General features: G+C 65.2%; 26 protein-coding genes. 22 read left to right on the top strand and 4 right to left on the bottom strand.

What is annotated here, in order from left to right:
• Positions 1–543 precede the first annotated feature (543 nt).
• Positions 544–2,616 (top strand): catalase, encoded by a 2,073-nt coding sequence (locus tag GGR46_RS24225; RefSeq protein WP_184000645.1) that lies wholly within the window; start codon positions 544–546, stop codon positions 2,614–2,616.
• Positions 2,617–2,711: 95 nt separating this feature from the next.
• Here GGR46_RS24225 and GGR46_RS24220 read toward each other — a convergent pair whose 3' ends face one another.
• The 3 genes from GGR46_RS24220 to GGR46_RS24210 all read right to left on the bottom strand — a co-directional run bounded on the left by GGR46_RS24220 (position 2,712) and on the right by GGR46_RS24210 (position 5,755).
• Entirely contained in the window at positions 2,712–3,221 is a 510-nt protein-coding gene (locus GGR46_RS24220; protein WP_184000644.1) for a hemerythrin domain-containing protein, read from the bottom strand.
• 147 nt (positions 3,222–3,368) lie between these two features.
• Complete coding sequence (locus GGR46_RS24215; protein WP_184000643.1) at positions 3,369–4,643, bottom strand: cation:proton antiporter; 1,275 nt, start codon at positions 4,641–4,643, stop codon at positions 3,369–3,371.
• Positions 4,644–4,663: 20 nt separating this feature from the next.
• A complete protein-coding gene (locus tag GGR46_RS24210) occupies positions 4,664–5,755 on the bottom strand; it encodes an extracellular catalytic domain type 1 short-chain-length polyhydroxyalkanoate depolymerase (protein ID WP_184000642.1) in 1,092 nt (363 codons plus the stop codon).
• Between the two features lie 408 nt (positions 5,756–6,163).
• Here GGR46_RS24210 and GGR46_RS25765 point away from each other — a divergent pair, with 408 nt between their 5' ends.
• The 5 genes from GGR46_RS25765 (at position 6,164) to GGR46_RS24190 (ending at position 8,127) form a co-directional block, all read left to right on the top strand.
• On the top strand, positions 6,164–6,292 hold the full coding sequence (locus GGR46_RS25765; RefSeq protein WP_269574012.1) for a hypothetical protein: 129 nt from the start codon (positions 6,164–6,166) through the stop codon (positions 6,290–6,292).
• Positions 6,289–6,606: a hypothetical protein gene (locus GGR46_RS24205; RefSeq protein WP_246426341.1), complete on the top strand. Its 318-nt coding sequence runs from the start codon at positions 6,289–6,291 to the stop codon at positions 6,604–6,606. The genes GGR46_RS25765 and GGR46_RS24205 overlap by 4 nt, the downstream gene beginning before the upstream one ends.
• Positions 6,607–6,773: 167 nt before the next feature.
• Positions 6,774–6,980 carry a cold-shock protein gene (locus GGR46_RS24200; RefSeq protein WP_184000641.1) on the top strand — a complete coding sequence of 69 codons (207 nt, stop codon included), beginning with the start codon at positions 6,774–6,776 and terminating at the stop codon, positions 6,978–6,980.
• A 71-nt stretch (positions 6,981–7,051) separates the two neighbouring features.
• The gene (locus tag GGR46_RS24195) at positions 7,052–7,957 is read left to right on the top strand and encodes a transglutaminase family protein (RefSeq protein ID WP_184000640.1); all 906 of its coding nucleotides are present in this window, start codon (positions 7,052–7,054) and stop codon (positions 7,955–7,957) included.
• A complete protein-coding gene (locus GGR46_RS24190) occupies positions 7,957–8,127 on the top strand; it encodes a hypothetical protein (protein ID WP_184000639.1) in 171 nt (56 codons plus the stop codon). The genes GGR46_RS24195 and GGR46_RS24190 overlap by 1 nt, the downstream gene beginning before the upstream one ends.
• A gap of 27 nt (positions 8,128–8,154) precedes the next feature.
• Here GGR46_RS24190 and GGR46_RS24185 read toward each other — a convergent pair whose 3' ends face one another.
• Positions 8,155–8,409, bottom strand: coding sequence for a hypothetical protein (locus tag GGR46_RS24185; RefSeq protein WP_184000638.1), 255 nt, complete (start codon positions 8,407–8,409; stop codon positions 8,155–8,157).
• A 314-nt stretch (positions 8,410–8,723) separates the two neighbouring features.
• On the opposite strand from GGR46_RS24185, the gene GGR46_RS24180 reads away from it, so the two are divergent.
• From GGR46_RS24180 to GGR46_RS24105, 16 genes are all read left to right on the top strand, one after another.
• A complete protein-coding gene (locus GGR46_RS24180) occupies positions 8,724–9,083 on the top strand; it encodes a DUF1508 domain-containing protein (protein ID WP_184000637.1) in 360 nt (119 codons plus the stop codon).
• Positions 9,084–9,277: 194 nt separating this feature from the next.
• Entirely contained in the window at positions 9,278–9,499 is a 222-nt protein-coding gene (locus tag GGR46_RS24175; protein WP_184000636.1) for a hypothetical protein, read from the top strand.
• 126 nt (positions 9,500–9,625) lie between these two features.
• Positions 9,626–9,865, top strand: coding sequence for a hypothetical protein (locus GGR46_RS24170; RefSeq protein WP_184000635.1), 240 nt, complete (start codon positions 9,626–9,628; stop codon positions 9,863–9,865).
• A gap of 316 nt (positions 9,866–10,181) precedes the next feature.
• On the top strand, positions 10,182–12,287 hold the full coding sequence (locus GGR46_RS24165; protein ID WP_184000634.1) for a conjugal transfer protein TraG: 2,106 nt from the start codon (positions 10,182–10,184) through the stop codon (positions 12,285–12,287).
• Between the two features lie 7 nt (positions 12,288–12,294).
• Positions 12,295–12,687 (top strand): ribbon-helix-helix domain-containing protein, encoded by a 393-nt coding sequence (locus GGR46_RS24160; protein ID WP_184000633.1) that lies wholly within the window; start codon positions 12,295–12,297, stop codon positions 12,685–12,687.
• Positions 12,688–12,689: 2 nt separating this feature from the next.
• Positions 12,690–13,688: a P-type conjugative transfer ATPase TrbB gene (gene trbB / locus GGR46_RS24155; protein ID WP_184000674.1), complete on the top strand. Its 999-nt coding sequence runs from the start codon at positions 12,690–12,692 to the stop codon at positions 13,686–13,688.
• Positions 13,689–13,719: 31 nt separating this feature from the next.
• Positions 13,720–14,004 (top strand): TrbC/VirB2 family type IV secretion system protein, encoded by a 285-nt coding sequence (locus GGR46_RS24150; RefSeq protein ID WP_425506609.1) that lies wholly within the window; start codon positions 13,720–13,722, stop codon positions 14,002–14,004.
• Entirely contained in the window at positions 14,001–14,273 is a 273-nt protein-coding gene (locus tag GGR46_RS24145; protein ID WP_184000631.1) for a VirB3 family type IV secretion system protein, read from the top strand. Before GGR46_RS24150 ends, GGR46_RS24145 begins: the two co-directional genes overlap by 4 nt.
• On the top strand, positions 14,267–16,699 hold the full coding sequence (gene trbE, locus GGR46_RS24140; RefSeq protein WP_184000630.1) for a conjugal transfer protein TrbE: 2,433 nt from the start codon (positions 14,267–14,269) through the stop codon (positions 16,697–16,699). Before GGR46_RS24145 ends, trbE begins: the two co-directional genes overlap by 7 nt.
• Before the next feature lie 5 nt (positions 16,700–16,704).
• On the top strand, positions 16,705–17,418 hold the full coding sequence (gene trbJ, locus GGR46_RS24135) for a P-type conjugative transfer protein TrbJ (protein ID WP_184000629.1): 714 nt from the start codon (positions 16,705–16,707) through the stop codon (positions 17,416–17,418).
• 102 nt (positions 17,419–17,520) lie between these two features.
• The gene (trbL, locus tag GGR46_RS24130; RefSeq protein WP_184000628.1) at positions 17,521–18,831 is read left to right on the top strand and encodes a P-type conjugative transfer protein TrbL; all 1,311 of its coding nucleotides are present in this window, start codon (positions 17,521–17,523) and stop codon (positions 18,829–18,831) included.
• Positions 18,831–19,592, top strand: coding sequence for a conjugal transfer protein TrbF (gene trbF, locus GGR46_RS24125; RefSeq protein ID WP_184000673.1), 762 nt, complete (start codon positions 18,831–18,833; stop codon positions 19,590–19,592). The genes trbL and trbF overlap by 1 nt, the downstream gene beginning before the upstream one ends.
• Before the next feature lie 310 nt (positions 19,593–19,902).
• On the top strand, positions 19,903–20,082 hold the full coding sequence (locus GGR46_RS25240; protein WP_425506608.1) for a TrbG/VirB9 family P-type conjugative transfer protein: 180 nt from the start codon (positions 19,903–19,905) through the stop codon (positions 20,080–20,082).
• On the top strand, positions 20,075–21,280 hold the full coding sequence (locus GGR46_RS24115; protein WP_184000627.1) for a TraB/TrbI/VirB10 family type IV secretion system protein: 1,206 nt from the start codon (positions 20,075–20,077) through the stop codon (positions 21,278–21,280). The genes GGR46_RS25240 and GGR46_RS24115 overlap by 8 nt, the downstream gene beginning before the upstream one ends.
• Complete coding sequence (locus tag GGR46_RS24110; protein ID WP_184000626.1) at positions 21,277–21,504, top strand: DUF2274 domain-containing protein; 228 nt, start codon at positions 21,277–21,279, stop codon at positions 21,502–21,504. Before GGR46_RS24115 ends, GGR46_RS24110 begins: the two co-directional genes overlap by 4 nt.
• A gap of 1 nt (position 21,505) precedes the next feature.
• The gene (locus GGR46_RS24105; RefSeq protein ID WP_184000625.1) at positions 21,506–21,787 is read left to right on the top strand and encodes a hypothetical protein; all 282 of its coding nucleotides are present in this window, start codon (positions 21,506–21,508) and stop codon (positions 21,785–21,787) included.
• The last annotated feature ends 43 nt before the right edge of the window (positions 21,788–21,830 follow it).

Here is a 21,830-nt window from a genome sequence, read left to right as displayed (position 1 = left end):
ATGCTTTGACACTTGCTGAACGAACGGAAATCTGAGGCTGGGCGGTCCATCCGCGCTCAAGATGGGCCGCTCCGACGCCGGACGGCTATGCGCCCCAATATCGGCCATCCAGCTTACAGCCGGCCAACCAGAAAGCCGCCATTGTTCACGCGATGCATCGAAGCAACGCAGCCCCACTATGGTTCAACTTGTTAGATGGCCCGTTTTTGCGGGTTGCGATTGGTTTTCGGGTCAGCGCTCCCAGGTTGCGCTGTTGGACCACATACACAGCGCTGAATCATACAAGCTGACGGTTGTACAGGCCGTTTTGGTGGCTGGCGCCAGAGGTCGGTCCACCCACTATCGGCACCCCGCTGCCGCGCTAACGCCAGCAATCTCATGCAACTGCCTAGCCGGCATCCGCTCCTGCATACCGGCCCGAATCGTCGCACCGTAGCCTGCTCTCCAGGAAAGGAATCGCATTAACTTGCAGCAAGTTTGCCAAATCGACGGACCCTTGGTGTGGCACCGCCGGTTGAACCGCCGACAATCGGGAGCGGACACATGGCGACGAAGACCAAGCAAAGCGGCGATGGCGGCGAGACGCATCAAAAGGCCGGTGAAGGGACGGAGGTGCTTACCACCAACCAGGGCATCGCGATCGCCGACAACCAGAACAGCCTGAAGGCGGGGGCGCGCGGCCCGACGCTGCTGGAGGATTTCATCCTTCGCGAGAAGATCTTCCACTTCGATCATGAACGCATTCCCGAGCGCATCGTCCACGCCCGCGGCACTGGTGCGCATGGCTTCTTCGAAGCGACCGACGATATCTCGGACCTGTCCAAGGCAGCGCTGTTCACCAAAGGCGAGAAGACCGAAGTCTTTGTGCGCTTCTCGACCGTGGCTGGTGGCGCGGGATCGGTCGATACGCCCCGCGATGTCCGCGGCTTCGCGGTCAAATTCTACACCCGCGAAGGTAATTGGGACCTGGTCGGCAACAACATCCCGGTCTTCTTCATCCAGGACGCGATCAAGTTTCCCGACCTCATCCATTCGGTGAAGATGGAGGCCGACCGGGCCTATCCGCAGGCCGGCTCGGCGCACGACACCTTCTGGGATTTCGCGTCGTTGATGCCCGAGACGACGCACATGCTGTTCTGGGCGATGTCCGACCGCACCTTGCCGCGCTCGCTCCGGATGATGGAGGGCTTCGGCATCCACACCTTCCTGCTGGTCAACGCTGCCGGCAAGGCAAGTTTCGTCAAGTTCCACTGGAAGCCGAAGCTCGGCATCCAGTCGACGATCTGGGACGAAGCCCTCAAGCTCCAGGCCGCCGACAACGACTATCATCGCCGTGACCTGTTCGAAGCGATCGACACGGGTGATTTCCCCGAATGGGAGCTCGGCATCCAGGTGTTCGATCAGGCATTCGCCGATGCCCAGCCCTATGACGTACTGGACTCCACCAAGCTGATCCCCGAGGACGATGTTCCCGTGCGGATCATCGGGCGAATGGTGCTTGATCGGAACGTCGACAATTTCTTCGCCGAGACCGAACAGGTCGCTTTCTGTCCCGGCAACATCGTGCCCGGCATCGATTTCTCAAACGACCCGCTGCTGCAGGGGCGCCTGTTCAGCTATCTCGACACGCAGAAGTCGCGGCTCGGCACCACAAATTTCCACCAGATCCCGGTCAATGCGCCCCGGTGCCCGATGGCGAACTTCCAGCGCGATGGCATGATGCAGATGGCGGTGCCCAAGGGGCGCGCCAACTACGAGCCCAACAGCCTTGCGGCGCATGGCGAGGAAGGCGGGCCGCGCGAATGTCCCGCCAGCGGTTTCGCCACCAGCACCGCGCCTACCGGCCGGGACGAGACAGGCGACAAGCTGCGCGTACGGAGCGAATTGTTCGCCGACCATTACAGCCAGGCACGGATGTTCCTCGCCTCACAGACCGAAAGCGAGCAGGCGCATATCGCCTCGTCCTTCGTGTTCGAACTCTCCAAGGTCGGGTTGCTCGACCAGGTACCGGGCCGGATGGTCGCCAATCTTCGCAATGTCGATGAAGCGTTCGCCAAACGGGTGGCTGACGGTCTCGGTATCCCGCTGCCGCCAAAGGCCACGGCCGCGCGCGAACCGGTTGAGATCGCGCCGTCCGATGCGCTGTCGATCCAAAAGAACATGAAGGACACGCTCGAAGGCCGCGCGATCGGCGTGCTGATCGCAGACGGTACCGACGCCGCCGACCTGAGCACGCTCATCGGCGCGATCGAGAAGGCCAAAGCCAAGGCCGTGATCGTCGCACCCAAGGTGGGCGGCGCGACCTTGTCCGACGGCAAAGTGCAGAAGGCCGACGGGCAACTCGCAGGGACGCCATCGCAGATCTTCGACGCGGTGGCGGTGGTGCTTTCGGAAGAAGGCTGCACAGCGCTGCTGAACGAAGGCGCAGCAGTCGAATGGGTGATGAACGCGTTCGGTCACCTGAAGGCGATCGGCGCCAGCGACGCGGCCAAACCGCTGCTCGACAAGGCCGGTATCAAGCCCGGCGATGGCGTTACCGGCCTGGATGACGGGTTCGTGCCAGCCGCAGCAAAACGCTTCTACGCTCGCGAGCCGGGTCTCAGAACGCTGGCATAACGAAGCGCAGGCGCTGCGATAGAAGCAGGTGGAAATGATACGGGCGGGCAAAGGGTTCGCCCGCCCGTATCACGAGGCGTCTTTGTAGTTTGCGATCAGACCGTGACGTCGGTCATCGTGGTAAGCTCCGGCTTCGGCAGCCCACTCGCCTTATAGGTGGCGAGCAACTCGGTCTTGCGGGCGAGCAGTTGTTCGCCCAGCGCGTCCATATCCAGCCCGGCCTTGCGCGCTTGGGCGAACATGCCCTCCATGCGCTGCTCTTCCTCGCCGACATGGTGCTCGATCTGCTCGGACAGCACCTTCACCTTGGCATCGTAGAAATCGTCACTGGGCGCGCCGGCTTCGATCTCGGCAATGAGCACCTTGGCGCCGTCATGCTCGACATAGGCTTCCTTGAGCAGGTCTTCCTCGATATTGCCCTCGCAGGCCGGGTAGAAGATTTCCTCCTCGATCTTCGCATGGACGGTCAGCTCCATGCAGATCTGCATCGCGATCTTCTGCTTCTTGCCGTCGCCCGAAGCGCCTTCGAACTGCTCGAACAACGCTTCCACGGTACGGTGATCGGCCTTGAGAAGGGCGATTGCATCTTTCTTGGTGTCAGCCATGTTATTTCTCCTGAGACGAAGATCAAACAGGATGAAAAGAATATACGTTCCAAGAAATTTCCTGTTGCGAGTCGTTAGCATCCCATAGGGGCCGCAATGATCTATTTGACTGATCTGGATCATTATTTTTAATTGCAGGCTTGTCGACTAGCCGCATTGCGAACCTGAACCAGCAGTTTTCCTACGCTGCCACCGGTCCATCAGCTGGAGCGCCGGGGTCACTGTGATCCCGTGCAGCAGGATCGAGGCGAGCACCACCGCGCCGACCGTCGCCCAAAGGCGGCGCGGATCGGAGAAATTCGCGTGGTTTAGGGCGAAGGCCAGATAGTAGATCGATCCCATGCCGCGGATGCCGAAGAAGGAAATCACCAGCTTCTCCCGCCAGGGCAATCTCGTCCCCGCCAGGCCGATCATGCCCGCCACCGGCCGCGCGACCAGAAGTACCCCAGCCACGAAAAGCAGCATCGCCCAATCGAATGGCGCGAGCAGCCCGCTATAAGTCACGATACCGCCGAACAAGACCAGCAGCGACATCATCAGCAGCCGCTCAGCCTCTTCGGCGAACCCGTGAAGCCGCTCCTGATAGTCATGGTCCCGGCTCGCGTTGCGCAAGGCAAGCGCCGAGACGAAGACCGCCAGGAAGCCATAACCGCCCAGCATCTCAACCGTGCCATAGGCGAGGAAGGTGGCGGCCAGCGCGACGAAGCCATCGCCCGTGCGGGAGATATTGGCGCGGTTGGGAAGATGGAAGGTAAGATAGCCCAGCCCCCGCCCGATCGCATAACCGGCGGCCACGCCGAGCAGGGTCTTCCAGAACAGGTCGCGCGCCAACCAGGCGAGAGCATCTCCCGCGCCGAAGCTTGTCGCGCTCAGGGCGATCGCCAGATAGACGAACGGAAATGCGAGGCCATCATTGAGGCCGGCTTCCGACGTGAGCGCGAAGCGCGCTTCGTCCTCGCCGCCTTCTCCGGGACCATTCACCTGGACGTCGCTCGCCAGCACCGGGTCGGTGGGCGCCAGCACCGCGGCGATCAGGAGCGCGGCGGCAACGCCGAGGCCTAATATTCCCCAGGCGAGACCGGCAACGATCACAATGGTGATCGGCATCGCGATGCCCAGCAATCGCCAGGTCAGCGCCCACCGGCGCAGGCCGATCAGCCTGTCGATCTTGAGACCCGCGCCCATCAGCGAAACGATAACGACCAACTCGCTCAGCCGCTGTACCGTAACCGGAAAAGCAAGCGGATGGACCGCGAAAGCACGCAGCGCCGGAAGTGCGAACAGCGCCGCACCAGCAGCCACGCAAAGGATGGGCAGCGACAGCGGCATCTTGCGCAGCAGCATCGGCAGCCACGCGGTCATCAGCACCAGTGCGCCGACCCCTGCGATCAACTGTATGTAGAGGTCGTGGGGCGGCCGCATGGAAGCTCCTTCCGGCGCGATCAGCGCATCAACCCGGCTGTCCGCAGCGCGTCCTCGATTATCCGCCCAACTCCCGGACCGGTATCTGCCTTATCGGGCTGGCTGTCCTCTATCCTGGCGGGTTCCCGAGCCAGCGAAGGCACGCGTGCGGCCCCGGCCCCCATCAGCCCCCAGAAGCGCGCGATATGGCGCGTCGAGGATATGCCGGCTTCCAGCATATAAGGTCCGGGGACTCCGCAGGCGTCGGAGCCCGAGGTGCTGAGCGGCGTGCCATGCCCGAGCCCGGCAATGCGATATTCCTCGATCACTTCGCGGCCTGCGGCATCCCGCCAGAGGCGATGGGTATGGCCTTCGACGGCACCGGTTTCGCAGGGAGACTCTGCAACGCCGTGCAGCCAGCGCCACTGCTCGAGGACGAGCGCGGCATTTGCGGGGCTGACTGTCATGTCGCTGGTGCCGTGCCATATCGAAATACTTGGCCATCGGCCGGTATGGGCGGACGCCGCCGTCACCAGCACTCCCAACGCGGCCCCGCTCGGACCACCCTGCGCGCGCATGCGGTCCAGGGCCTGCGGGATCGACTCCGCGGTGCCGTAGGGCAGGCCGGCGATGATGGCGCCTCCGGCGAAGACCTCCGGATAGGTCGCCAGCATTACCGAGGTCATCGCACCGCCGGCGGAGAGGCCGGTCACGAAGACGCGAGCCGGATCGAGCCGGTATGCCGCGATCATCGCCGCCACCATCTGGCGGATCGACAGCGCCTCGCCAGCGTCGCGTCGCGTGTCGTCTCGATTGAACCAGTTGAAACACAGGTTCGCGTTATTGGCGCGCCGCTGTTCAGGGAAGAGAACCGCAAAACCCTGTTCGTTGGCCAGTTGGGACCAGCCCGAGCCGCGATCATATGCGGCGGCATCCTGGGTGCAGCCGTGCATCACGACGACCAGCGCTGCATTTTCTCTCAGGCTCGCCGGCACATGGCAAAAGGCTCGCAGTGCGCCGGGGTTGGAACCGAAGTCGCTCAGCTCCGTGAGCCGGCTCGCACCTGTCGGGATGATATTCTGCCCGGCGCGCAATGCATTGAGGTGCTTTATCGTGTCGTTCAAGCGTCGCATGTGGCCTTCTCCTGGCCACGGCGGAAGCCCTGACAATGCAGCAACCGTCCCTGGCCAGGCTAATTGCTGCGCCGCACAATATCGGGCCAACTTTGGCCGGACACAACCCATGCTGGCTGAGAAACTGCGATTTATCGGGGTCGGGGTGGCGTAACCGCCATCGGCACCCCACATAGTTTGTATTGCACCGCCTGCCATGAGCCTGGGTGCGACTGAGAGTTCATGCTCCCGCTCTGACCTGGAGCACCTCCATGCAGATTTTCCCGATAGTTGCGCCCAGCGCCGAGTACGCGCGACCAAGCGGCGCGCCTCCTTGCCCAAGTCCTGGCACCCCGACGCAGATGCGTCCGCGGCCTCGCTTGTCCATTCGCTTCACACGCATCTGAAACCGCCAGGAAGGAACTTTGCATGGCCAAGGGTCAACGCCGAAGCAACAAAGAGGCTCGAAAGCCGAAAAAGGTCGCGGCGCCGAAACTGGTGCCGGTCAGCGCAGCCTTGAAGGGCACACCGTTGGTGCAGCCTCTCAAGAAATCATGATGCCAGCCAGCGTCGCCTCCTCAAGCGGAAAGACCAAATCCATGCAACCGACTGCCATTTTCTGCCGCACGGAAGAGGTGCGTCAGCGCGCGCTGGCCGGCACAGCCACGCTCGAGAACGTAAAGCGCATTGCGATTGTGGCAGCAGCCGCATGGGCAAAGGAAGGCGCTGCCGCCGAACATCGCGAGGCCCGCAAGCTGCGCGCTCAGGAAATCGCCCGCGCTGGGATAATGAAGGACGAACCGGCCTGCATGGAAGATCGCAACTTGAGCGAAAATCCAGATCGTGCGCTCTATAATCGCGAACTTGCATAGGGATATATCTGGTGTAGCCATTGTAATGCCAGCCAGCCCGCCCATCTCATACTAGCTATCGTCGCCTGCGACGGAAATTGATGCCTTCGAGCAGATCTTCCTTTTCTCGCTTCCTGGCTCGGATCGCATTTCTGGTCCGGCACTTCATTTTGCGAAAGGAACAGATCATGCCTATCGGTACCGTTAAATTCTTCAATAGCAGCAAGGGCTATGGCTTCATTTCTCCCGAGGACGGTGGAAATGACAGTTTCGTGCACATCAGCGCAGTCGAACGCGCCGGCATGACGACGCTCCAGCAGAGCCAGCGCCTTTCGTACGAGGTGGAGTCGGATCAGCGCGGAAAGACTTCGGCAGTAAACCTGCAGGAAGCCTGATGCCGCGGTGCGGCAGCCCGGAATTCGGTCTGCCGCACACTGCTCGCGCTAGCCAGCAAGGGTAAGCGTGTATGCGCCTGCACATCTCCCACACCACAAGCTACACCTATCGCGATCCGGTCGTGCTGCTGCCGCATCGCGTGATGTTGAGCCCGCGAGCCTCCCCGGTCCTCAACCCGATCGTCACCCAGCTTCGCTGCACGCCTGCCGCCGAACTGGCATGGACACAGGATGTGTTCGGCAATTTGATCGCCACCGCATCCTTCTCGCACTTGGCCACCCGGCTCGAAATCCACAGCCTGCTGGTGGTCGAGCAGACCGCCGATGCCTGGCCCATTTTCAATATCGCACCGCACGCGCATAGCTACCCCTTCCGCTATTCCGAAGAGGAACGAAGCGATTTGGGTGGGCTGCTGGCGCCGGTCCATCCCGATCCTGGCGGCCGCCTGGCGATCTGGGCCCGCGCATTGGTTCGCTCCGACCACACCGACACGCTGGCCCTGCTTCAGGATGTGAGCGCCGCCAGCCGGAACGGCGTCGCCTATGTCGCGCGCGAATCGGAAGGGACGCAGCTTCCCGGCGCCACGCTCGATCTGGGATCGGGCTCTTGCCGGGACATCGCCATGCTGTTCATCGAAGCGGTGCGGCACTTGGGCTTCGCCGCCCGCGCAGTGTCCGGCTATGTCTTCGATCCGCTGACAGATGACCCCGGCGGAGGGGAGCGCCAGCACGGCGCAACCCATGCCTGGGCAGAAGTCTATCTCCCCTGTGCCGGATGGATCGCCTTCGATCCGACCAACGGCCGCATGGGAGAAGCCAATCTAGTGCCTACCGCAGTCGGACGCGACATCGCCCGTCTGCGCCCCGTGGAAGGGCATTATCTCGGCCCGGCTGCGGCTTTTCTCGGCATGACGGTGGAGGTCATGGTTTCCGCCGATCCCCTGCAAAGCACTGTGAGCAACCCAGGAGGTGCATGATGGAACCCAGACTGATCGCCGCCTACAGCCTGATGCTGGTCATCACCCTGCTGGTCGCAGGTTTCATCGCGTACCGCATCTATCATGGGCGTGCCCGTTCCTATCACCGGCGGTTGCGGAAAGAAGCACGGATCCATGCGGGGCGCCACCGCGGCGAGCCACACCCTTGATCCGCGCGGTCGATTAGCGCTCCGAGATCACGACGCGGACAATAGAGCTTCGGTACGCATCGCCGCGAGTTGCGCCGTCAACTGCCGCAGGACGCGTGCGCGATGTTGGTAGGTGTTATGCCGGACGCCCATCCGCCCGGCGACATAATCCCGCGAGAAGGAGGCAGACATGTCGCGAAGGCTTGCTTCCAGTGCATCGGCTTCCAACTGGAGGGCCGTCGGATCGGTCGAACGCGTTGGTGTTCGCATATTCGCGCCCGTAATCGGCGGGTAGATGCTCATGGTTTGTCTCCGTCACTGAGCGGGAGCGCGAAGCATCTCTCGGTCGCGGCCGGGCTCGTGGCAGGTGGCGCGATAATCCTGATATGGGGGCTGCGGCCGGATTACCAATGGATGCCGATACTGTGGCTAACATTCTGACGGAAAAGCCCTAGCCCGCGACCGCTCCTCATGCTGCCGGCAAGTATTCCGGCACGCATCATGGCCAGGCAAGGCGAATGCATGTACAAAGCGCGGATCGTCGACTCATCCGCTTCGCAAGCGCGCGACGCCCGAGAGAAATTCAATTGCTCCCGCTTGCCCACGGGAGAAATCATGTGTCGACCAATTCCATATTCTGCGAACTGAAGCGGCCCCATGCCGCGGTCACTGACCTGCCTGCAGATGTTTCGGAAGCACTTCTCAGCGTCTCCGCCGCAAACGATAGCGGCCGCCCGGAGGCGGACGGACAATGCTATTTCGAAATCTATCGTGCCGATGAGGTGCGCCTCACTTCCATCCTGTTGTCGGGCGGCGACTGGCGGTGGCAATTCCGCTCTGGATCCGGCGCGCTGCTAGCGACCAGTGCCGGCTATACGAGTGAGCAGGAATGCGCCGCCGCCGTAGTGGCTCTTCGCACCGGCGCCGGCTCCGCTACGATCCTGAGCGGAAAAGGTGCCAGTCTGGGATGTCGCTGATTTGACGCGGCCATGCCGGGGCGCTTGGGATCTCAGACCTGTGCATCCGCTCCCACGCCACCATGAAGACAACTCGGTTCCGTTCATCGTTCTGGCGGCTTCCTGTTTCGCGCGGCCGACACGGGCCGGAGACCAACTCTGCTTTCGCCGTGGGGTAAGGCAGATACAGCCAAGCAGCTTGAAAGGAATCTCCCATGTCCCGCGCGTTGAACATTGACGCCACCGTTGCCGATGTAACGGCGATGTCGGCCAAACATGCCGCCGTCATCAGTTCGATCGAACCGTTGCTGCCGCGAGGAACGCACGTCGTATTCATGAATGCCAAAGATGCAGCCACTATGGCGCAAGCCTATGGTTCGCGCATCCTCAGCGGGGCGGTTAAGCGTGCCCCTTGGGCGTCGCGCCGAGACATTTAGTCCAGCCCTATGCATCATTTGATATTATTAGGTATGATAATTGTGATATGTTGCGCACATAAAGGGCGACTCGCCGGGCAACCTTGACTTGAGATCATCGTGCTCCGTTTCACGGGAGTGTGCACGATGAGTATGGAATATTATGCGAGGCGGCTGAAGCAATCTTTGGCGGCAGCTAAAGCTGCGGCAGAGCCCACTTCCCGGATCGCCCATGAAGGTATGGCAAAGGCCTATCGCGGATTGCTGGACACGGTGGTTGTTCCGCTGGAGCAAACCTGGCGCAAGATCCGCCCTGAAACGCGCGACGATCAACTGCGCAAGGCGCTTGACGATTGGGAAAATGAAGGTGGCGGGAATCGCAAATAGTTCAGCCGTTCGGGTCTAATGACTTTCTGTCTCCGCAAGTGTTAGCTTTCTGATCTGAGAAGGATTGTGAGAAGCTTCTGAAGTCCGACGCTAATGGTCGTTCGGCTGGCCCTCTCCCTAATGGCAGCTATTGCGGACTGGCTTCCAGGAGCGGTCAGGCAGCAAACGGCCCAATTTCAGTCGGCCCCTAGTCGATAAATCGCTCCGTCGGGCGAGGGCGGGCGAGGGCGCTCCTAAAGGCCGTAAGAGATTCTGATCGACCGGCTCAGTGTTGGCTCACCGGCCGCGCGCCTTCGCGTCGCCGTGTGAGGACTCCATGACTCCGACCAAGCTCCTTATCGGCCAGATCCTGATCGTGTTCGCGATCATGATGCTGGGCGTCTGGGCGGCGACGCAGTGGGCCGCGGCGATGCTGGGCTATCAGCCTCAGCTCGGCCCGGCCTGGTTCAGCCTCGATGACTATCGGTTCTACAAGCCTTGGGCGCTGTTCGGCTGGTGGTTTCACTATGACGCCTATGCCCCGCATGTCTTCGACAAGGCGGGGATGCTTGCCGGCGCGAGCGGCTTTTTCGGCTGCGCCGCGGCGGTCGCGGGATCGCTGTGGCGATCGCGGCATGCGAAGAACGTCACCACCTATGGTTCGGCGCGCTGGGCGACGCCGCGGGAGGTTGAAGCAGCCGGATTGCGCGGCGATGCCGGCGTGTTCCTCGGGCGGCTGCGCGGGCGCTATCTGCGCCATGACGGTCCGGAGCATGTCATGGCGTTCGCGCCGACGCGCTCGGGCAAGGGCGTGGGGCTCGTCGTGCCGACCCTGCTCAGCTGGACAGGCTCGACGGTGGTCCACGACATCAAGGGCGAGAACTGGCAGCTGACCGCGGGCTGGCGGTCGCGCTTCTCGCACTGCCTGTTGTTCAACCCCACCGACGCGCGTTCGGCGCGCTACAATCCGCTGCTCGAGGTCCGTCGCGGTGACCATGAGGTCCGCGACGTTCAGAATATCGCCGACATTTTGGTCGATCCAGAAGGGGCGCTCGAGCGGCGCTCGCACTGGGAAAAAACCAGCCATTCGCTGCTGGTCGGCGCGATCCTTCATATCCTCTACGCCGAGGAGGAAAAGACGCTCGCTCGGGTCGCGACCTTCCTGTCAGATCCGCAGCGCTCCTTCGTCGACACGCTGAAGCGGATGATGGCGACCAACCATCTCGGCACCGCGGATGCGCCGCGCGTCCATCCGGTGGTTGCATCCGCCGCGCGTGAACTGCTCAACAAATCGGACAACGAACGCTCGGGCGTGCTGTCCACCGCCATGTCATTCCTGGGGCTCTACCGCGATCCGACCGTCGCGCTGGCGACCTCGACCTGCGACTGGCGGATCGCCGACCTGGTCGAGGCGGCGCACCCGGTATCGCTCTATCTGGCCATCCCGCCGTCCGACATCTCGCGGACCAAGCCACTGGTCCGTCTCATCCTCAACCAGATCGGGCGGCGGCTTACCGAGCGGCTCGACGCCGATCGCGGCGGCCGCCGGCACCAGCTCCTGATGATGCTCGACGAGTTTCCGGCGCTGGGCCGATTGGACTTCTTCGAGACCGCGCTCGCCTTCATGGCCGGCTACGGCATCCGCGCCTATCTGATCGCCCAGTCGCTCAACCAGATCTCCAAGGCGTATGGCGAGAACAACGCCATCCTCGACAATTGCCATGTCCGCGTGGCGTTCGCGACCAATGACGAGCGGACTGCCAAGCGGATATCCGACGCGCTCGGCACCGCGACCGAGCAGCGTGCGATGCGCAACTATGCCGGGCACCGTCTCGCACCCTGGCTCGCCCATGTCATGGTCAGCCGCCAGGAGACCGCCCGGCCGCTGCTGACTCCCGGCGAGGTGATGCAGCTGCCCGCCGGCGACGAGCTCGTCCTGGTCTCGGGGCTCGCCCCGATCCGCGCCAACAAGCTGCGCTATTTCGAGGACCCTGCCTTCAGCGCGCGGATCTGCCCGCCGCCCCCGCTTGCCGACACCGGCCACGGCGACCGTCCGGCGCCGCGACCCGACGACTGGGGCACCGTTGCGCGCATGACCGACATCCGCTTGCTGGCTGACGCCCAGGGTGCGGCCGAGGCCGGGAATTCCGATGCCGATGCCGAGGGCGCGACGGAAGCGAACAATTCGGGCGCAGCCGAAGCTGCCGCCGCCGCGGACGAAGGCGGTGTCCAGCAGGAGCGGCATCCCGGCCTTGCCGTGGAGGCTCCGGTCGCACGCGAGCCTGCCGGTACCGGCGACCCGCTCGGGCTGGGCGAGGAAGAGGAAGACGGCGCTGTCGACCAGCGCGCCATGGATCGCGTGCGCGGTCTGGACGCAGTCACCCGGGCGCATGCCCTCAACGAAGGCCAGGGTCGCGATGACGACCTCGTGCCGAGCTTCTGAACCGGCGATGAAACCGCGCCACCATCTCTATCTCGACGAGGCGCTCACCGAGCAGCTCGAGGCGCTCGCGCGGAAGCCGGGCGGATCGAAGTCGGCGATCGTCAGTGCCGCGCTCAGCGCCTATTTCCTGCGCCAGGGCGCCCGCGAGGTCGACGACCTGCTCAAGGTCCGCCTCGACCGGATCAGCAACCAGCTCGCGCGGATCGAGCGTGATGGACAGGTGCTGCTCGAATCCTTCGCGCTGCTGGTGCGCTATTTCCTCAACGTCACGCCGCCTTTGGGGGAGGACGACAAGGTGGGCCGCGCCCTGGGCCGCGACCGCTTCCACGCCTTTGTTGGCCAGGTCGGCCGGCTCGTCGCCGAGGGCAAGCGCACGCTCGATCCGGAGGGCGAGCAATGAGCATGATCGGCGCCGAATCCGCCGATCGCCGCCGAGCGATGCTGCACACCGCGATGGGGCCGGGGATCGCCGCGGCGCTCGAAGACAGCCGCGTGCTGGAGGTCATGGTCAATCCCGACGGGACGCTCAGACTCGATCTGCTCGGGGAGGGGCGGGTCGACACGGAGGTTCGTGTCGAGCCAGAACAGGTCGAGCGGATCATTCGGCTGGTCGCGACCCATGCCCGCACCGAGGCGCATGACGATGCGCCGATCGTCTCGGCCGAGCTGCCGCCGCATGAGAGCGGGGGTGGGGAGCGCTTCGAAGGCCTGCTCCCGCCGGTGACGCTCGGGCCCTGCTTCTCGATCCGCAAGCCTGCGACCCGGCTCTACACGCTCGCCGACTATGTCCGTGACGGCATATTGTCGGACGAGGGCGCAGCGTTGCTGGCGCTCGGGGTCCGCGAGCGCCGCAACATCCTGGTGGCCGGCGGCACCAGCTCGGGCAAGACCACCCTTGCCAACGCACTGCTCGCCGAGATGGCCCGCCTGGACGAACGCGTCATCCTGATCGAGGACACGCGTGAGCTGCAATGCCCGGCGCCCGACATGGTGGCGCTGCGCACTCGGCCGGGCGTCGTGACCATGGCCGATCTCGTGCGCTCGACGCTGCGCCTGCGACCCGACCGCATAATCGTCGGCGAGGTGCGCGGACCCGAGGCGCTCGACATGCTCAAGGCCTGGAACACCGGGCATCCCGGCGGGATTGCCACCGTTCATGCCAATAGCGCTTCGGCTGCGCTCTTCCGGCTCGAGCAGCTCGTCCAGGAAGCGGTCGTCACCGTGCCCCGTCGGCTGATCGCCGAGGCGATCGACCTGGTCGTGTTCATCGCCGGCCGCGGTGCCGCGCGCCGCATCGAGACCATCGCCGCGCTCGCCGGGATCGACGCGCAAGGCAACTACGCGATCCGCGATTTTGCCCCGTTCACCCAAGCGAAGGAGTGTCCTAATGAAAATCAATAGCATGAAATCTGCGCGCGTGCCGGGGGCCGCGATGGTCGCGGCGGCGATGCTGGCGGCGGGTGTCGCGCAGGCGTCGGGCGCCGGCATGCCCTGGGAAGAGCCGCTCCAGCAGGTGCTCGAATCGGTCCAGGGGCCAGTCGCCAAGATCGTCGCGGTGATCATCATCATCACCACCGGCCTGACCCTGGCGTTCGGTGAGACGGCGGGCGGCTTCCGCCGCCTCATCCAGATCGTCTTCGGCCTGTCGATCGCTTTCGCGGCGTCGAGCTTCTTCCTCAGCTTCTTCAGCTTCGGCGGCGGGGCCCTGCTGTCGTGAACGCCGCCGGCCAGCCTATCGAGGGGTTCGAGGTCCCGATCTTCCGTTCGCTGACCGAGCCGATCCTGCTGGGCGGCGCGCCGCGCGGCCTGGCGATCATCAACGGCACGCTGGCGGCAGCGGTAGGCCTCGGGCTCCAGCAATGGCTGGCCGGCGTCGCGCTCTTCCTGCTCGGCCATAGCCTCGCTGTGTTCGCCGCGCGCCGCGACCCCGACTTCCTCCCCATCCTGCTCCGGCACCTGCGCCAGAAGGGACGCCTCACATGCTGAATCTGCGCGAATATCGGCGCCATGCCGACCGGTTGGCCGATCATCTGCCCTGGGCAGCGCTGGTCGCACCGGGCGTGATCCTCAACAAGGATGGCAGCTTCCAGCGCAGCTTCGCCTTTCGCGGGCCCGACCTCGAAAGCGCGACCGAGGCCGAGCTGATCGGCATCTCCGCCAGGACCAACAATGTGTTGCGCCGCCTGGGCTCGGGCTGGGCGCTCTATGTCGAGGCCGAGCGCCGCGAGGCGCTGGGCTATCCCAAGGGCGACTTTCCCGATCCCGTCTCGGCCCTGGTCGATGCCGAACGCCGCGCCGGCTTCGAAGGCGGCCGCGCCCATTTCGAGAGCCGCTACCATCTGACCCTCCAATATCTGCCCGAGGCGGATCGCACCGACGCGGCAGGCCGGGCGGTGCTCGATCGCGGGGAGGGGAAGGGGCGCGACTGGCACGAGGCGCTGGTACAGTTCGTCGGCGAGACCGATCGTATCCAGGATCTCCTGTCCGGCCTGTTCCCCGAGATGCGCGCTTTGGAGGACGGCGAGACGTTGACCTATCTCCACCGCGCCATCTCCGAGCGGAGCCATCCGGTCGCGGTGCCCGAAACCCCGCTCTATCTCGACGGACTACTCGTCGATACTGAGCTTACCGGCGGGCTCGAGCCGATGTTGGGCGGCAGCCATGTTCGTACGCTGACCATAGCCGGCTTTCCCGGCCTCAGCCGCCCGGGGCTGCTCGACGCGCTCAATCACCAGGACTTCGCCTATCGCTGGGTCACGCGCTTCATCGCGCTCGACAAGACCGAGGCGACCAAGGCGCTGACCCGCATTCGTCGGCAATGGTTCAACAAGCGCAAGTCGGTGACGGCGATGCTGCGCGAAGTGATGTATAATCAGCCTGCCCAGCTCACCGACAGCGATGCCGACAACAAGGCCGCCGACAGCGACGCGGCGCTGCAGGCGCTCGGCCAGGACCATGTCGCTTTTGGCTATCTGACCGCGACCTTGACGGTGATGGATCGCGATCGTGCCGCGGTCGAGGCCAAGGTTCGCGCGGTCGAGCGTATCGTCAACGGGCTCGGCTTCACCATTCGTCGCGAAGGCGTCAACGCGGTCGAAGCCTGGCTCTCCTCGCTGCCCGGCCATGCCTATGCCAATGTCCGCCAGCCACTGGTCCATACGCTGAACCTCGCGCATCTGATGCCGTTGTCGAGCGTCTGGGCGGGACCCGAGCGCAATACGCACCTGGACGGGCCGCCGCTTCTATATGCCGAGACCAGCGGTGCTACGCCGTTCCGGCTATCCACCCATATCGGCGATGTCGGCCATATGCTCGTGGTGGGGCCGACGGGGGCTGGCAAGTCGGTGCTGCTATCGCTGCTCGCCTTGCAGTTCCGACGCTACCCAGGTGCGCAGGTCTATATCTTCGACAAGGGCCTATCGGCGCGTGCCGCGGTGCTGGCTTGTGGCGGCGGCCATCACGCGCTGGGGCTCGATGGTGTCGGCGACAACCTTGCCTTCCAGCCCCTGCGGCGCATCGATCGCGCCGCCGATCGCGTCTGGGCGAGCGACTGGATCGCCGCGCTGATCGCGCACGAAGGCGTCGCGCCCACGCCCGAGATCAAGGACATGATCTGGTCCGCGCTGCAAAGCCTCGCCACCGCGCCGGTCGAACAGCGCACCCTGACCGGCCTGACGCTGCTGCTCCAGTCGGCGGCGCTCCGGGTGGCGCTCGCGCCCTATACGCTCGAAGGGCCCTATGGCCGGCTGCTCGATGCCGCCGAGGATGATCTCGCGCTCGCCGATCTGCAATGCTTCGAGACCGAGGCGCTGATGGGCCAGCCGAGCGTGGTCGCGCCGGTGCTCCACTATCTCTTCCATCGTCTGGAAGCGCGCTTCACCGGGAGGCCGACCTTGCTGGTGCTCGACGAGGCCTGGATCTTCCTCGACCATCCGCTTTTCGCCGCGCGTATCCGCGAATGGCTGAAGGTTCTGCGCAAGAAGAATGTCGCGGTGGTCTTCGCGACGCAGAGCCTGGCCGATATCGCCGGCTCGTCGATCGCCCCGGCGGTGCTCGAGAGCTGCCCACAGCGGATCCTGCTCGCCAATGACCGCGCGGTCGAACCGCAGCTGCGCGAGACCTATCAGCGCTTCGGGCTCAACGACCGCCAGATCGAGCTGATCAGCCGCGCCACGCCCAAGCGGCACTATTACCTGCAATCCGCGCGCGGCAACCGGCTGTTCGAGCTTGGCCTCGGGCCGCTCGCCCTGGCGCTCTGCGGCGCCTCCGATCCCGACAGCCAGAAGCGGATCGATGCCGCGTTGGCGTCCGGTCTCGGCTTAGACTTCGCTGCCCGTTTTCTCCAATCCGCCGGCCTGGATTGGGCAGCCGAGATCCTCGCCGGCACCGCCAGCATCCTGCCCCAGGAGTGACCATCATGTCCCGCTTTGCCTTTGCCTTGCTCCTCCGTGCCGCGCTTCCCGTCAGCGTCGCTGCGATGGTCGTGCCCGCGTCCGCCCAGGCCCAGATCGCGATCGTCGATGTCGATTCCTTCGCCAATGCGGCGCGCACGCTGAAGATCATCGACCAGCAGATCCAGCAGCTCCAGAACGAGGCGCAGATGCTGCGCAACCAGGCGCTCGCCCTGGCGCGGACCGACTTTCCGGACCTTGCCGAGCTGACCGCGCGGATGAAGGAGATCGGCCAGCTGATCCAGCAGGCACAGGGTGTCGCCTTTCGGGTCGGTCAGGTCGACCAGCAGTTCGGCAAGCTCTTTCCCGACTTCGACGCGCGGGCTGGAGCCAACGCAATCGCGGCGCAGGCCAAGGCGCGGCTCGACACGGCGATGGCGGGTTTCCGCCACACGATGAAGGTCCAGGCCGACATCGCCGAAAATGTCGAGGCCGACGTCGCCACGCTCGGCAAGATCTCGGAGAGGAGCCAGGACGCGGTCGGTGGGCTGCAGGCCGCACAGGCGACCAATCAGCTACTCGCGCTCGCCGCCAAGCAGCAGCTGCAGATCCAGCAGCTGCTCGCGGCCCAGTTCCGCGCCGAGGCGACCGATGCTGCGCGACGCGCCCAGGCCGAGCTCGACGCGCACGCGACGACCACCAAGTTCCTCGGCTCGGGCACGGCCTACACGCCGCGCTGACCGCATTGCTCGGCGACGGTGCCCCCCCCGACGCCGAGCGCCGCAGGGCGCGATGCGCGCGCCCCGCAAGCGCCCTGCGGCACCCTTTGAGGATGTGACGCGATGAACGACCTTAATGTCATCGACCGGTTCCTGGCGGACTTCATCCGCTATATCGATCACGGCTTCGGGCTGCTCGGTCCCGACATCGGTTTCCTCACCAGTACGCTGATCGCGATCGATATCACGCTGGCCGGCCTGTTCTGGGCGATGGGCGGCGAGACCGACGTTCTCGGCAAGCTGCTCAAGAAGATCCTTTATGTCGGCGCCTTCGCCTTCATCCTGAACAATTTCTCGCGTCTCGCCGACATCATCTTTCGCTCCTTCACTCAAGCCGGCTTGACCGCCGCCGGGGGAACGATGACCGCGGACCAATTGCTGCAGCCCGGACGGCTCGCGGGTACCGGTTTCGCGGCGGCATGGCCGTTGCTTGACCAGGCCAAGGACCTGCTCGGCTTCACAAGCTTCTTCAGCAACTTCATGACGATCATGGTGCTGCTGATTGCCTGGGCGATCACGATCATCGCGTTCTTCGTGCTGGCGGTGCAGGTCTTCATCACGATCCTCGAGTTCAAGCTGACCACGCTCGCAGGCTTCATCCTGGTGCCGTTCGCATTGTGGAATCGCACCAGCTTCCTCGCCGAGCGCACGCTTGGATCGGTGGTCAGTTCGGGCATCAAGATCATGGTGCTCGCCGTCATCATCGGCATCAGCTCGGGCTTCTTCACCGAGTTCGCCGAAGCCGTGAAGGGTACCGAGCCCGATCTCGGCCAGGCGATGAGCCTCGTGTTGGCGAGCATGACCTTGCTTGGCTTGGGCATCTTCGGACCGTCCGTCGCGTCCGGCTTGGTCGCTGGCGCGCCCCAGCTCGGCGCCGGCGCCGCGATCGGCACTGCTGCGGCGGTGGCCGGCGGCGCGATGCTTGGCGGCGGCGCCGTGGCCGGTGCCGCCCGGATGGCGGGCGGCGCAGGGCTGGGCGCCATCCGCGCGGGCACCTCGATGGGGAGCGCTGCCTCGACCGCCTATAAGCTCGGCCAGGAGACTTCGGGTTCCAGCTCCGTGAGTGCTGGCATGTCGGGGGTCGTGACGGCCGCTGCCGGGGCGATGCGCCAGCGTGCGGGCGCGGCGCTGGGTCTCGGCCGAGCCGCCGAGCGCGGCGGCAACGCCGCCTGGACTGCCGGCAACACCGGAGGCGGGAGCGGCGGGTCGCCGCCGGCTTCCGACGGGCAGGGTGGCGCGATGCCCGGCTGGGCGCGCGACCTGCGCGCGCAGCAGACCGCCCGCCATCACCGTCAGGCCGCGCTGCAGACGCTCAAGGAGGGCGATCGCGGCGGCGCCTCCGCCACCCCCGACATCAAGGAAAGGGACGAATGATGCAGTTCCGAAGGAGCATCCAGCGCTTTGGCACCACCCCCGAGCCCGAAACGCGCTATCAGCGCGCGGGACAGCTTTGGGACGAGCGGATCGGCTCGGCGCGGGTTCAGGCGCATAGCTGGCGGCTGACGGCGCTTGGCGAGCTGGTGGTGATCGGCGGCTTGTCCGCTGGCCTGATCTGGCAGTCGATGCAGAGCCGCGTCGTACCCTATGTCGTCGCGGTCGATCAGCTCGGTCAGGCCCAGGCGGTATCGCCGGCCGACACCGCCTACACGCCGACCGATCCCCAAATCGCATGGTTCCTCAGCCGGTTCATCCTCGACGTGCGCTCGGTGTCGCTCGACCCGGTGCTGATGCGGCAGAACTGGCTCCAGGCCTATGACTTCGTGACCGAGCGGGGCAACGTCCAGCTGAGCGAATATGCCCGCGCGGCCAATCCGTTCGCTCAGGTCGGCGACAAGTCGGTATCGGTTCAGGTGACCAGCGTCGTGCGCGCCTCGCCCAGTTCCTTCCAGCTGAAGTGGACGGAGAGCGCATTCGCGCGTGGCAATCTCGCGGGCACGACGCGCTGGACCGCGATCCTGACGGTGCGCCTCCGGCCGCCCAAGAGTGCTGACGTGCTCCGGCGCAATCCGCTCGGCCTCTATGTCGATGCGGTCGACTGGAGCCGCGAGTTCGAGGCCCCGGCACCGCCTGCGCCCACCGCACCTGCTCCGGTGGCCACCCCGATCCCCGAACCCAAGACGGAGTCCGTACAATGATCCGCCATTTTCTGCCCATGCCCGGCCTGCTGCTTGCCGGCACTCTCCACGCCCAGACCGTCCCGGCGCCCACTCCCGCGCCGGTATCGGCGCCGTCCTCGGGCGTCACGCCGCCCGCCCAGGTCGCCGCACCGCCGTCCGCGGCCCTGCCCGTCGAGCCACGGCGGCCCTATCGGCTACCCAAGGCGGCGGGTCGTGTCGCCGAGGCCAATCGCGCGGCGACCCGCGAACCGGCCGCCGCCGGCTATCTCGGGGCCACCAGACCTTTGTCGAATTCCCCGTCGGCATCGCCCAGGACGAGGCGCCGCCCTTGTTCGTGATTGGTCCGGACGGCGCGGCCCAACTCGTCAATTACCGCATCGCCGGGCGCTTCTACATCGTCGACCGGCTTTTCGCCGCGGCCGAGCTCCGGCTCGGCGGCAAGAAGCAGCAGGTGGTGTGGATCACGCGTGACGACGGGCGCAAGCACCGCGGAGGGCGCCATGACTGAAGCCGCCCCGGAAGCTGAGGCTGTGGCAGCACCCGCTCCAAAGGCCGATCCTGAGACTTTGGTGCTGCGGGCGCGACCGCGGCCGGTGGTGCGGTTCCGGCGTGGCGTGATCGTCGGAGCCGCACTGCTTGGCTCGACCGCGGTCGCCGGCATCGCCTGGCTTGGCCTCAAGCCGATCCATCTTGCTCCCAGCGCTCCGACCGAGGCCAGCGCGGACCCGCAGCCGGGAAGCGCGGAAGACGCGCTCGGCAAGGTGCCCAAGGGCTATGGCGATATACCCAAGCTCGGGCCGCAGCTGCCGGGAGACCTTGGCAAGCCGATCCTCGACCATCAGCGCAGCCTCGCCGAGCCTATGGCGCCGATCGATCAGGACGCCGCGCAGGCGGCGCAGGCCATCGAAGCCGAACGGCAGCGCGTGGCGGCCGAGCGCAAGGCGGCGCGCGAAGCCGGGGTGATGGTCGCGACGAACCATGTTCAGGCCGGACCCGACCCGATGGCACCGGCCGCGGCGCCGGTACCTGCGTCGCCGGGGAGCGCTCCCGCCGGCCAAGGCGGAAAGCTCGCCTTTCTCGAACGGAGGGCGGGCGACGAGGTCGTCGATCCCGGCCGCCTCCAGCCGGCGGCGGCGTCCACGGTGCTGAGCGCGGGCAGTGTAATCGCAGCCAGCCTCATCACCGGCCTCAATTCGGACCTGCCGGGTTTCGTCATCGCGCAAGTGAGCCAGCCCGTTTTCGACAGCCCGACGGGCAGGACGTTGCTGATCCCGCAGGGCGCGAGACTTCTCGGCCGCTACGACTCCGTGGTCGCGTTTGGTCAGACCCGGGCGCTGGTCGTCTGGCAGCGGATTCTGATGCCGGACGGAAGTTCGATCAGCGTCGACAATCTGCCCGCGACCGACACGCAGGGCTATGCTGGGCTCGCCGACAAGCTCGACCTGCATAGCTGGCAGCTCTTGAAGGGCGTCGGCCTCTCGACGCTTCTTGGGGTCGGCACGCAGCTTTCGCTCGGCAACGACGAAAGTGATCTGGTTCGTGCGATCCGCGAGTCCGCTCAACAAGGCGGTGCGCGCGCCGGCGACAGGCTGGTGGAGCGCGCGCTCGACGTCCAGCCGACCATCCGCGTGCGGCCGGGTTGGCCGCTGCGCGTCATCCTGCACAAGGATCTGCTGCTGCCGGCCTGGACGGGAACAAGGCCGTGACCGGCTTGCGCCTCGCCAAGCTGCCTGATCGTACGCCGGTCAAGCTGGCGGTTTCGATCTCGCCTGATCTGCACTTGGCTCTCTCCGAATATGCCGCGCTCTATGCCGAGGCCTATGGGCGCGAAGAGCCGGTGGCCGAACTTGTGCCGGCGATGCTCAGCGCATTCCTCGACAGCGATCGGGAGTTCGCGAAGCGGAGGCGGGCACCCGCGACGGCCAGCTGACATGGCACGAAGGAAGGAGACGCCTCGGCATTGGACGGATCCCGGCCCGATCGAGAATCCCGCCGGTGGGCGCGGTCCTGGCGTCCGCAGGCGCTATTCGCGGACGCTCATCGAGCAGACGATCAAGGTATGGCAGCCCTATTACCCGAAGCCGCTCAGCGAGCTCGACGCCCATGAGATCATCGAGAACATGACCATTTTCGCGGGGGCGTTGATGGGCCTTGACGGGATCGTCCGTCCCCGCGCCGAAACCATCTCCAAACCGGATAAGTCTCGCCCTTGACCTCTTGCCATTTGCGGCTTCGCGGCCAGACTGGGGGGCGGCC

It is taken from the genome of Sphingomonas kyeonggiensis (genome assembly GCF_014196745.1).
Lineage (GTDB): Bacteria > Pseudomonadota > Alphaproteobacteria > Sphingomonadales > Sphingomonadaceae > Sphingomonas > Sphingomonas kyeonggiensis.
The sequence above is the reverse complement of the archived record's forward strand: the minus strand, read 5'-3'. Positions and strand labels throughout refer to the sequence as shown.

What these genes read in the sequence shown, in the direction of transcription:
- GGR46_RS24225 (WP_184000645.1), top strand. Translation starts at nt 544, where the DNA reads ATGGCGACGAAGACCAAGCAAAGCGGCGATGGCGGCGAGACGCATCAA.
- GGR46_RS24220 (WP_184000644.1), bottom strand. Translation starts at nt 3,221, where the DNA reads ATGGCTGACACCAAGAAAGATGCAATCGCCCTTCTCAAGGCCGATCAC.
- GGR46_RS24215 (WP_184000643.1), bottom strand. Translation starts at nt 4,643, where the DNA reads ATGCGGCCGCCCCACGACCTCTACATACAGTTGATCGCAGGGGTCGGC.
- GGR46_RS24210 (WP_184000642.1), bottom strand. Translation starts at nt 5,755, where the DNA reads ATGCGACGCTTGAACGACACGATAAAGCACCTCAATGCATTGCGCGCC.
- GGR46_RS25765 (WP_269574012.1), top strand. Translation starts at nt 6,164, where the DNA reads ATGGCCAAGGGTCAACGCCGAAGCAACAAAGAGGCTCGAAAGCCGAAA.
- GGR46_RS24205 (WP_246426341.1), top strand. Translation starts at nt 6,289, where the DNA reads ATGATGCCAGCCAGCGTCGCCTCCTCAAGCGGAAAGACCAAATCCATG.
- GGR46_RS24200 (WP_184000641.1), top strand. Translation starts at nt 6,774, where the DNA reads ATGCCTATCGGTACCGTTAAATTCTTCAATAGCAGCAAGGGCTATGGC.
- GGR46_RS24195 (WP_184000640.1), top strand. Translation starts at nt 7,052, where the DNA reads ATGCGCCTGCACATCTCCCACACCACAAGCTACACCTATCGCGATCCG.
- GGR46_RS24190 (WP_184000639.1), top strand. Translation starts at nt 7,957, where the DNA reads ATGGAACCCAGACTGATCGCCGCCTACAGCCTGATGCTGGTCATCACC.
- GGR46_RS24185 (WP_184000638.1), bottom strand. Translation starts at nt 8,409, where the DNA reads ATGAGCATCTACCCGCCGATTACGGGCGCGAATATGCGAACACCAACG.
- GGR46_RS24175 (WP_184000636.1), top strand. Translation starts at nt 9,278, where the DNA reads ATGTCCCGCGCGTTGAACATTGACGCCACCGTTGCCGATGTAACGGCG.
- GGR46_RS24170 (WP_184000635.1), top strand. Translation starts at nt 9,626, where the DNA reads ATGAGTATGGAATATTATGCGAGGCGGCTGAAGCAATCTTTGGCGGCA.
- GGR46_RS24165 (WP_184000634.1), top strand. Translation starts at nt 10,182, where the DNA reads ATGACTCCGACCAAGCTCCTTATCGGCCAGATCCTGATCGTGTTCGCG.
- GGR46_RS24160 (WP_184000633.1), top strand. Translation starts at nt 12,295, where the DNA reads ATGAAACCGCGCCACCATCTCTATCTCGACGAGGCGCTCACCGAGCAG.
- trbB (WP_184000674.1), top strand. Translation starts at nt 12,690, where the DNA reads ATGATCGGCGCCGAATCCGCCGATCGCCGCCGAGCGATGCTGCACACC.
- GGR46_RS24150 (WP_425506609.1), top strand. Translation starts at nt 13,720, where the DNA reads ATGGTCGCGGCGGCGATGCTGGCGGCGGGTGTCGCGCAGGCGTCGGGC.
- trbE (WP_184000630.1), top strand. Translation starts at nt 14,267, where the DNA reads ATGCTGAATCTGCGCGAATATCGGCGCCATGCCGACCGGTTGGCCGAT.
- trbJ (WP_184000629.1), top strand. Translation starts at nt 16,705, where the DNA reads ATGTCCCGCTTTGCCTTTGCCTTGCTCCTCCGTGCCGCGCTTCCCGTC.
- trbL (WP_184000628.1), top strand. Translation starts at nt 17,521, where the DNA reads ATGAACGACCTTAATGTCATCGACCGGTTCCTGGCGGACTTCATCCGC.
- trbF (WP_184000673.1), top strand. Translation starts at nt 18,831, where the DNA reads ATGCAGTTCCGAAGGAGCATCCAGCGCTTTGGCACCACCCCCGAGCCC.
- GGR46_RS24115 (WP_184000627.1), top strand. Translation starts at nt 20,075, where the DNA reads ATGACTGAAGCCGCCCCGGAAGCTGAGGCTGTGGCAGCACCCGCTCCA.
- GGR46_RS24105 (WP_184000625.1), top strand. Translation starts at nt 21,506, where the DNA reads ATGGCACGAAGGAAGGAGACGCCTCGGCATTGGACGGATCCCGGCCCG.